The organism is Paenibacillus sp. 598K, from assembly GCF_003851045.1.
Classification (GTDB): Bacteria; Bacillota; Bacilli; order Paenibacillales; family Paenibacillaceae; genus Paenibacillus_D.
In genome coordinates this window covers 39,359-46,820 of the sequence record NZ_BFBX01000052.1, presented here as the reverse complement: position 1 = coordinate 46,820, position 7,462 = coordinate 39,359, and the positions used below count along the sequence as shown (strand labels likewise).

Here is a 7,462-nt window from a genome sequence, read left to right as displayed (position 1 = left end):
CGCCTCCAGCAGCCGTTCCAGATCCTCAGTGAGGATAAGCCAGGACACGGCGTCGACGACGAGATGATGCGCCGTCAGCAGCAGCCGCTGGCCGCGCGCCCCCAGCTCAAGCCAGCAGGCAGCGAATAATGGCCCCGCCTCCGGCGAGAAGCCCTGCTTGCACGCGATCGAGGCGGCGGCTATCGCTGCATCCTGCGCCTGCGCCGTCAACCCGCTCAGCTCATGCCGGCTCATCAGCAAGCGGCGGCCGAGACTGTCATCGCTGTAGCGCAGCCCGCCAGGTACGGCTTGCAGTCGCAAGGCATCATGATGATGCACGAGCCGTGTCAAGGCTTCCTCAGCCATCGCCGGGCTTACCCTCCCGTCCACCGTCAGCAATACCGACTGTGTATAATAGCCCGGCTCGGGCAAACGCCGCTCGAGCCACCATGCGGCGATCGGCGTCAGCGGCAGCTCGCCCTGCTGAGGCGGCTCTGCAACAGCGACGCGCTCGAGCGGCGTCATCCGCTCTGCCATCGCGCCCAGCGTCGCTGCGCCGAGCACCTCCGACGGCGACAGCAGCCATCCGACCTCTTGCAGACGGGAGGAGAGCTGGATCGCCTTGATCGAATCGCCGCCAATCCGGTAAAAGTCGTCTCCGCCATGAAGCTCCGGCTCCCTCAGCAGCTCCCGCGCAGCTTGCAACAGCGCCTGCTCGCGCACCGAGGCGACAGCGGTCTCAGCGACAGGCTGAGCCGCCCCCGTCCCGTCAGACGGCCGTTGCTGCGCTGCCTGGGCGAGGAGCGCTCGGCGGTCGAGCTTGCCGCTTGGCGTGAGCGGCATCGCCTCCAGCACCGCGATCTGCGTCGGCACCATATACGACGGCAGCCGCTCGGCGGCGGCTTGTCGCAGCAGCTCGCCGCTGAGCTCGGCGTCGCCGCTCACGCATGCTACCAGCCGCAGCGGCCCTTGCTCCGATGCGGACAGCACGACCGCCGCCTCCCGGACGCCGGGCAGCTCCTGCAGCCGCTGCTCGATCTCGGCAGGCTCGATGCGATAGCCATTCAGCGACAGTTGCTCGTCGCTGCGGCCGAGATAGCGGAGCTGTCCGCGCTCGTCCCGTCTGGCCAGATCGCCAGTGCGATACATACGCGCTCCGGGATATCCGGGCTCTGGCAGGAATCGCTCTGCCGTCAGGTCCAGTCGCTCGAGATAGCCGCGAGCGACGCCGACGCCGGCGATATAGAGCTCGCCGACCCGGTCAGGCTCGGCGATCGGCTCGCCCTGCTCGTCCAGCAGATACAGCCGCACATGTGGAGCTGCATCGCCGATCGGCACATCATGGTGCTGATCGCGCTCACTGTTGAACAGATGGATCATGCAGCCTACCGTCGCCTCGGTCGGTCCGTATTCATTGAACACCCGCACGCCGCCGAGCGACTCTGCAGCCGAGCGGGCCAGCGAAGCGCCGAGCGCTTCGCCGCCGACGATCAGGGTATGCAGCGGAGTATGCGGTGCGGGCAACTCGGCCAACAGCGCCAGATGAGCCGGCGTCAGCTTGATGACGGTCGCTCGCGTAGCGGCAATGATCTCAGGCAGCACTGAGGCGGCGCCATCCCTCTGACGGTAGATGTCGATGCTGGCTCCCCGCAGCAGCGGCGCAAATACCGAGGTGACGGTCAGGTCGAAGGCTGGCGACGAATAGAGGGCGAACACATCCGAGGCGTCTCGCATATAGCGCTCCGCCGCCCAGTCGGCATACGCCAGTAGACTGCGATGCTCGACCATCACTCCCTTCGGCTTGCCGGTCGAGCCCGAGGTATAGATCACATAGGCCAGATCGTCGGCGGTCGGTTGAGTCATCGCATCCGGACAACTCTCAGTCCTCCCGTCTGCCTGCGGACATTCGCGAATACTCGCCGCGAGTTCCGCTATACGTTCCCGCTCCCATTGATCGATACGCAGCACTTGCACCGCTGAGCCCCCCGTCGCCGCGTCGGGCAGCTCCCGATCGGCCAACACAAGCGCGCAGCCGCTGTCCGTCAGCACATCCGCGATGCGGGCGGCCGGATGCCGCACATCCATCGGCACATAAGCCGCACCTAATCCCAGGATCGCCCAAATCGAGGCCACCGACGACAGCCGATGCTCGCTGTAGAGACCGACGAGCTCGCCGCGACGCACGCCAGCTGACGCAAGCTGCGCCCTTAGAGCGAGGCTCCAGCTCCTCAGCTCGCCGTAAGTCAGGGTAAGTCCGCCATCGCGGATTGCGATACGATCGGGTGTCGCAGCAGCCAGCGCAGCAAAGGCATCGACGACCGTGCGATGCTCTGCAAACCCATAAGGCCGAGGACCATTTCGTTGCTCTGTCAGCTCACTGGCGCCTTGTTCTGCCTGCTCAACTGAGCGATTCATCGACAGCACATCGCTTGCTCCCCCTATCTGCTCAGACGCACGTCCTGCCGTCAGCTCGGCTACGCCCGCATCCGGCTTCATCAGGAATCGATCCAGCAGCGTCAGCAGCATCTCGCCGAAGCGCGCCATCTGCTCTCCGGTGAACAGCGCCAGCTTGTAATCCAGCTCCAGCTGCACCTGTCCGTCCTTCCAGTTCTTGATGATCAGCTCTAGCGGGTAGAGCTGCTCACCCTTGTACAGCTCCTCGCTATGCAGCACGCCTGCCGCCATCTCCTCGTGAGGGTTGAATACATAAGTGTTCAGGCAGACCTGGAACAGCGCCTCCCCATCCGTCAACCGGTCGCGCAGCTGCGGCAGGAGCAGATCGAACGGATAGCGTTGGTGCAGATACCCGCGCTTGAACGCACGGCGCAGCTGCCGCAGCTGCCCGAACGCCGTCTCCGACGGCTCGAGCCGACATCGTATCGGCATCGTGCTCGTGTACATGCCGATCGCAGTCTTCTCAGCCGCCGTCGTTCGATTGTAGACGGGGACGCCGACGATATAATCCGTGACGCCAAAAGCCTCTCGCATCCCGAGCTGCAACACCAGTCCGAACAGATCATGGAGCGAGTATCCATGCTCCTCGACACACTGCAGCGCCCGGGCGGCCAGCGCCTCCGGCAATGGCACGGTGTGTCGGCCGCCCTTGCGCCAGCTCGGCGAATCGCGCCACGGCAACTGCGGCGGCTGATCGCATGCGCTCAGCCAGTACTCGCGATCTCGCGCCATCCGGGGCGAAGCGAGATAGGCCTGCTCCTTGGCCCACAGGTCTAGATAAGCGACGTTCTCGCCTCCCGTCAGCTCGATCGGCTCGGCGGACAATGCCTCGTAGCAACGACGCAGCTCCTGCGTGAACAGCCGAGTCGACCAGCCGTCGAAGATGAGATGATGAATCTTTACGAATAGCCCGCACTGGCCGCCCGGCGTATAGAGGATCGCTAGTTGATACAGCTCGCCTGAGAGCAGCTCGAACCGCTGTTGCATCCTCTCCTCCAGCCAGCGCTCGAGCGTCTGCTGCGGATGCCGGCTATGGCGGCAGTCGATCACAGGGATCGTCGGCTTGACCGGTGGATGTATATATTGATAGACCTCATCGCCGGCCATCGCCAGTCTGATCCGCAGCGCCGCGTGGCGGCGCAGGACATGCTCCACAGCGAGCCGCAGCCTGTCCTCGTCCACAGCCCCCTCGATCCAGGCGATGCCGCCGATATGATGGACTGTCGTTCCCGGATAGAGTTGTTCGATGTACCAGATTCGCTTTTGCGGATGGGTTAACGGCAAGAGGTTGTCCGTCTTCTCGTCTATCATTTCCCTACTCCCTTTTACCTCTATCTCTTAATCTCCATCTATCAGACAGCTCTCAAAATGCCGAAGAGGCACGGAATAGAATCTGGAGAAATGAAATGGTCGCCTCAGAGCTTTTCGCAGAAAAGCTAGCTTCGAAAGCATACGCTGTCCCCGGATTTCAACCGCTACAGCGGTTAGAAATAAAGAAATCTGGGGACAACAGCGATCGGAAGATCGATCCCGTGACCGTAGGCTTCTATATTGAGGGCAGTTTGATAGATGGCCACAGATTACACTACTTTTTCACCAAAACCATCGTTTCTGAACCGATTTTCATGATTAGAGAAACTTAATGGTGTCTATCGCGATTTGAGTGAAACCTCAGCTCGAATCTCCTTGCAATCTATCAAAATTTTGTGAAAATTGTATCTTTTCAAACTATTGTATGATAGAATGCTTTACATATAATTTGTATACAGTACACATTCCGAACAATTCCGGTTTGTGTGCTCTGCTATTAGTTGTATACTCGAGGGTATTTCCTGAAGAGTTTTACACATCTTGTAAGTCACCTCATTTTTATTTCCTTATGATGGTATTAAAGCCATATCCTCGGGTTTTATTCGACAGTCAGGCGCCCTGTCCCTTCTTAGTCAACCAATTCCATTTCTTTATCACGTTCGCAAGGCTTATTTTTATGTTACATTTCATAACATCGACGTGCCATGGAATCCTTCTGCCATCATGTCTTTTTGTTGTTGCGCTCGTACCTTTTATTCATCGGGAGGGATTTTTATTGAAGGCTCATCTACTGGAAATTCGCGGGTTAACGACGTCATTCCGGATCGGAGATGCCTATTACGCCGCTGTGGATGACGTCTCGCTGACGGTCAACCCCAACGAGGTAGTCGCGATCGTCGGCGAATCCGGGTCCGGCAAAAGCGCCCTCGCTTTTTCGATCATGGGCTTGCACAATCAGGCAAAAATCAGCGGCGATATCGACTTTCGTGGGCAACGACTGAATGAGCTGTCCCGGACCGCTCTCAACAAGCTGCGCGGACGCGAGATCGGCATGATCTTCCAAGACCCGCTCTCTGCGCTCAACCCGCTCATGACGGTCGGCGATCAGATCGAGGAAGCGCTCATCCTGCATCGCCCGGAGATGAAAAAAAGCGAGCGAAAAAGCAAGGTGCTCCAGCTGTTGACGCAGGTCGGCATTCAGGAAGCTGAGCGGGTCGCCCTTAACTACCCGCATGAGCTGTCCGGCGGCATGCGCCAGAGGATCGTCATCTCGATCGCGGTGGCCAACGAGCCGCAGCTGCTGATCGCCGACGAGCCGACGACGGCGCTCGACACGACGATCCAGCTGCAGATCCTCGATCTGATCCGCAAGCTAAAAAAAGATATCGGCGCCGGCATCGTCCTGATCACGCATGATATCGGGGTCGTCGCAGAGATGGCCGATCGCGTCGCGGTCATGTATGCCGGGCAAATCGTGGAGATGGCCGATATTCATACATTGCTCTCGGACCCCAAGCATCCGTATACACGCTCGTTGCTCCGCTCGAAGCCATCGGACGATACGCCAAAATCGAGGCTGTACTCGATCCAGGGGGCGGTGCCTTCCTTGAGCAACCTGCCAAGAGAGGGCTGTCGCTTCCGGCATCGCATCCCCTGGATCGGCGAAGCTGCGCATGAAGAAAATCCGCAGATGCATGAGCTGTCTCCGGGTCATTACGTGAGATGCTCCTGCTATCGTCATTTTTGGTTCCCCGGAGAGGAGGACATTCAACATGGCGCTTCTTGAAGTGCAGGATCTGAAGGTGTATTTTCAGCGACGACGCGCCTCCTTGTTCGTCCCCCGCCCCGCGCCGATGAAGGCGGTGGACGGTATCAGCTTTACGATCGAGCCGGGAGAGACGTACGGTCTGGTCGGGGAATCCGGCTCGGGCAAGACGACGACGGGACGGGCGATCATCGGTCTGTATCCGGCTACGTCCGGGACGATCATCTTCAACGGCCAGCCGTTGTTCGACGGTGCCTGGAAGCAGCGAGGCGGCTTCAACCGCGACATCCAGATGATCTTCCAGGACCCCTACTCCTCGCTGAATCCGAAGAAACGCGTGCTCGACATCATCGCCGAGCCGCTGCGCAACTACGAGCGGCTGTCGCCGAGCGAGGAGCGAGCTGCCGTCCAGCAGCTGCTGGAGCAGGTCGGACTCAATACGGACAGCATCTACAAATACCCGCATGAGTTCTCTGGCGGGCAGCGCCAGCGGATCGGCATCGCCCGGGCGATCGCGCTGCGACCGAAGCTGATCATCGCCGACGAGCCTGTATCGGCGCTCGATCTGTCGGTACAAGCCCAGGTGCTCAACTTCCTGAAGGATATCCAGACGGAGCTGGGCTTGTCGTATCTGTTTATCAGCCATGATCTGGGCATCATCAAGCATATGTGCGACAGGATCGGCATCATGTACCGTGGCCGCTATGTCGAGCAGGGCTCTGCCAGCGAGCTGTTCGAGCAGCCCGAGCACATCTACACGAAACGGCTGCTGGCCGCCATCCCGGTGCACGAACCGGCCGAGCGAGAGCGCCGGGCCGAACAGCGCGCTGCGATCCAGGCCGAATACGAGCACGCCTATGACCGATACTTTGACAGCGACGGCCTCGCGTACCCGCTCCGGCATCTGTCCGGTACGCATTACGCAGCCTCGCACAGAGCGGGAGGAAGCGGATGATACAGACCATTGGCAGACGTATGACGATTATGGTTCCGCAGATTATTTTGCTGAGCATCCTTGTATTTTTGCTCGCCAAGCAGATGCCCGGCGATGCGCTCACCGGACTGCTCGATCCGACCATCGACCCCGCCGCCATCGAAGCGCAGCGGGAGCGGCTTGGTCTCAACAACCCGTGGTACGTTCAATATTGGGACTGGATCGTCAACGCGCTGCAAGGCGAATTCGGCCAATCGTTCCGCTTCAAGATGCCGGTTACGGATCTGATCGGCGAACGAATTTTCAATACGTTTTGGCTTTCGCTGGCGACGCTCGTTTTAACCTATCTGATCGCTATTCCGCTGGGCATTTTCAGCGGCCGCTACAACGACACGCTGGGCGACCGGATGATTACCGGCTATACGTATCTCGGCTTTGCCGCGCCGCTGTTTATTTTTGCCCTGCTCATGCTCTGGCTGTTCGGCTTCAAGATGGGCTGGTTCCCTACCGGAGGCAGCGTGACGCCGGGTATGGTGCCCGGGACACTGGATCATCTCATCAGCAAAATCTACCATCTGCTCTTGCCGGCCACTTCGATGGCGCTGATCACGACGGTCACGACCGTCCAGCTGCTGCGCAGCGAAATTATCGATATCAAGCACCGCGAGTTCATCCATACCGCCAGAGCCAAGGGCGCGTCGGAGTCGCGCATCTATAACCGCCATATTTTGCGCAACTCCTTGCTGCCGATCGCCGCCTTTTTCGGCTATGAGCTGACAGGACTGATCGGCGGGACGATCTTCATCGAGAACATCTTTAGCTATCCTGGCATGGGCGAGCTGTTCTTCAGCTCCATCCTGCTGCGCGATTTCAGCGTAGTCGTGACGCTGATCCTGCTCTACGGGGTCGCCTCCATCATCGGCGCGTTGGTCTCCGACATCATCCTCGGACTCGTCGATCCGCGCATCCGCATCAAATGATACGACAGAAAGGAGATTGTTCCATTGCCAGAGCCTACA

Annotated in this window: 4 protein-coding genes; 3 read left to right on the top strand and 1 reads right to left on the bottom strand. The window is 59.7% G+C overall.

Translation table 11 applies throughout. The features are described 5' to 3' along the window. On the bottom strand, positions 1-3,744 hold a 3,744-nt coding region (locus tag PA598K_RS16445), incomplete at its 3' end, for a non-ribosomal peptide synthetase (RefSeq protein ID WP_128658014.1). Between the two features lie 775 nt (positions 3,745-4,519). On the opposite strand from PA598K_RS16445, the gene PA598K_RS16440 reads away from it, so the two are divergent. The 3 genes from PA598K_RS16440 to opp4B are packed head-to-tail and all read left to right on the top strand — an operon-like array spanning position 4,520 to position 7,423. Then, positions 4,520-5,530 (top strand): ABC transporter ATP-binding protein, encoded by a 1,011-nt coding sequence (locus PA598K_RS16440; RefSeq protein ID WP_128658013.1) that lies wholly within the window; start codon positions 4,520-4,522, stop codon positions 5,528-5,530. Further along, positions 5,517-6,464 (top strand): ABC transporter ATP-binding protein, encoded by a 948-nt coding sequence (locus PA598K_RS16435; protein WP_128658012.1) that lies wholly within the window; start codon positions 5,517-5,519, stop codon positions 6,462-6,464. Before PA598K_RS16440 ends, PA598K_RS16435 begins: the two co-directional genes overlap by 14 nt. Continuing rightward, on the top strand, positions 6,461-7,423 hold the full coding sequence (opp4B, locus tag PA598K_RS16430) for an oligopeptide ABC transporter permease (RefSeq protein WP_128658011.1): 963 nt from the start codon (positions 6,461-6,463) through the stop codon (positions 7,421-7,423). Before PA598K_RS16435 ends, opp4B begins: the two co-directional genes overlap by 4 nt. Positions 7,424-7,462 lie beyond the last annotated feature (39 nt).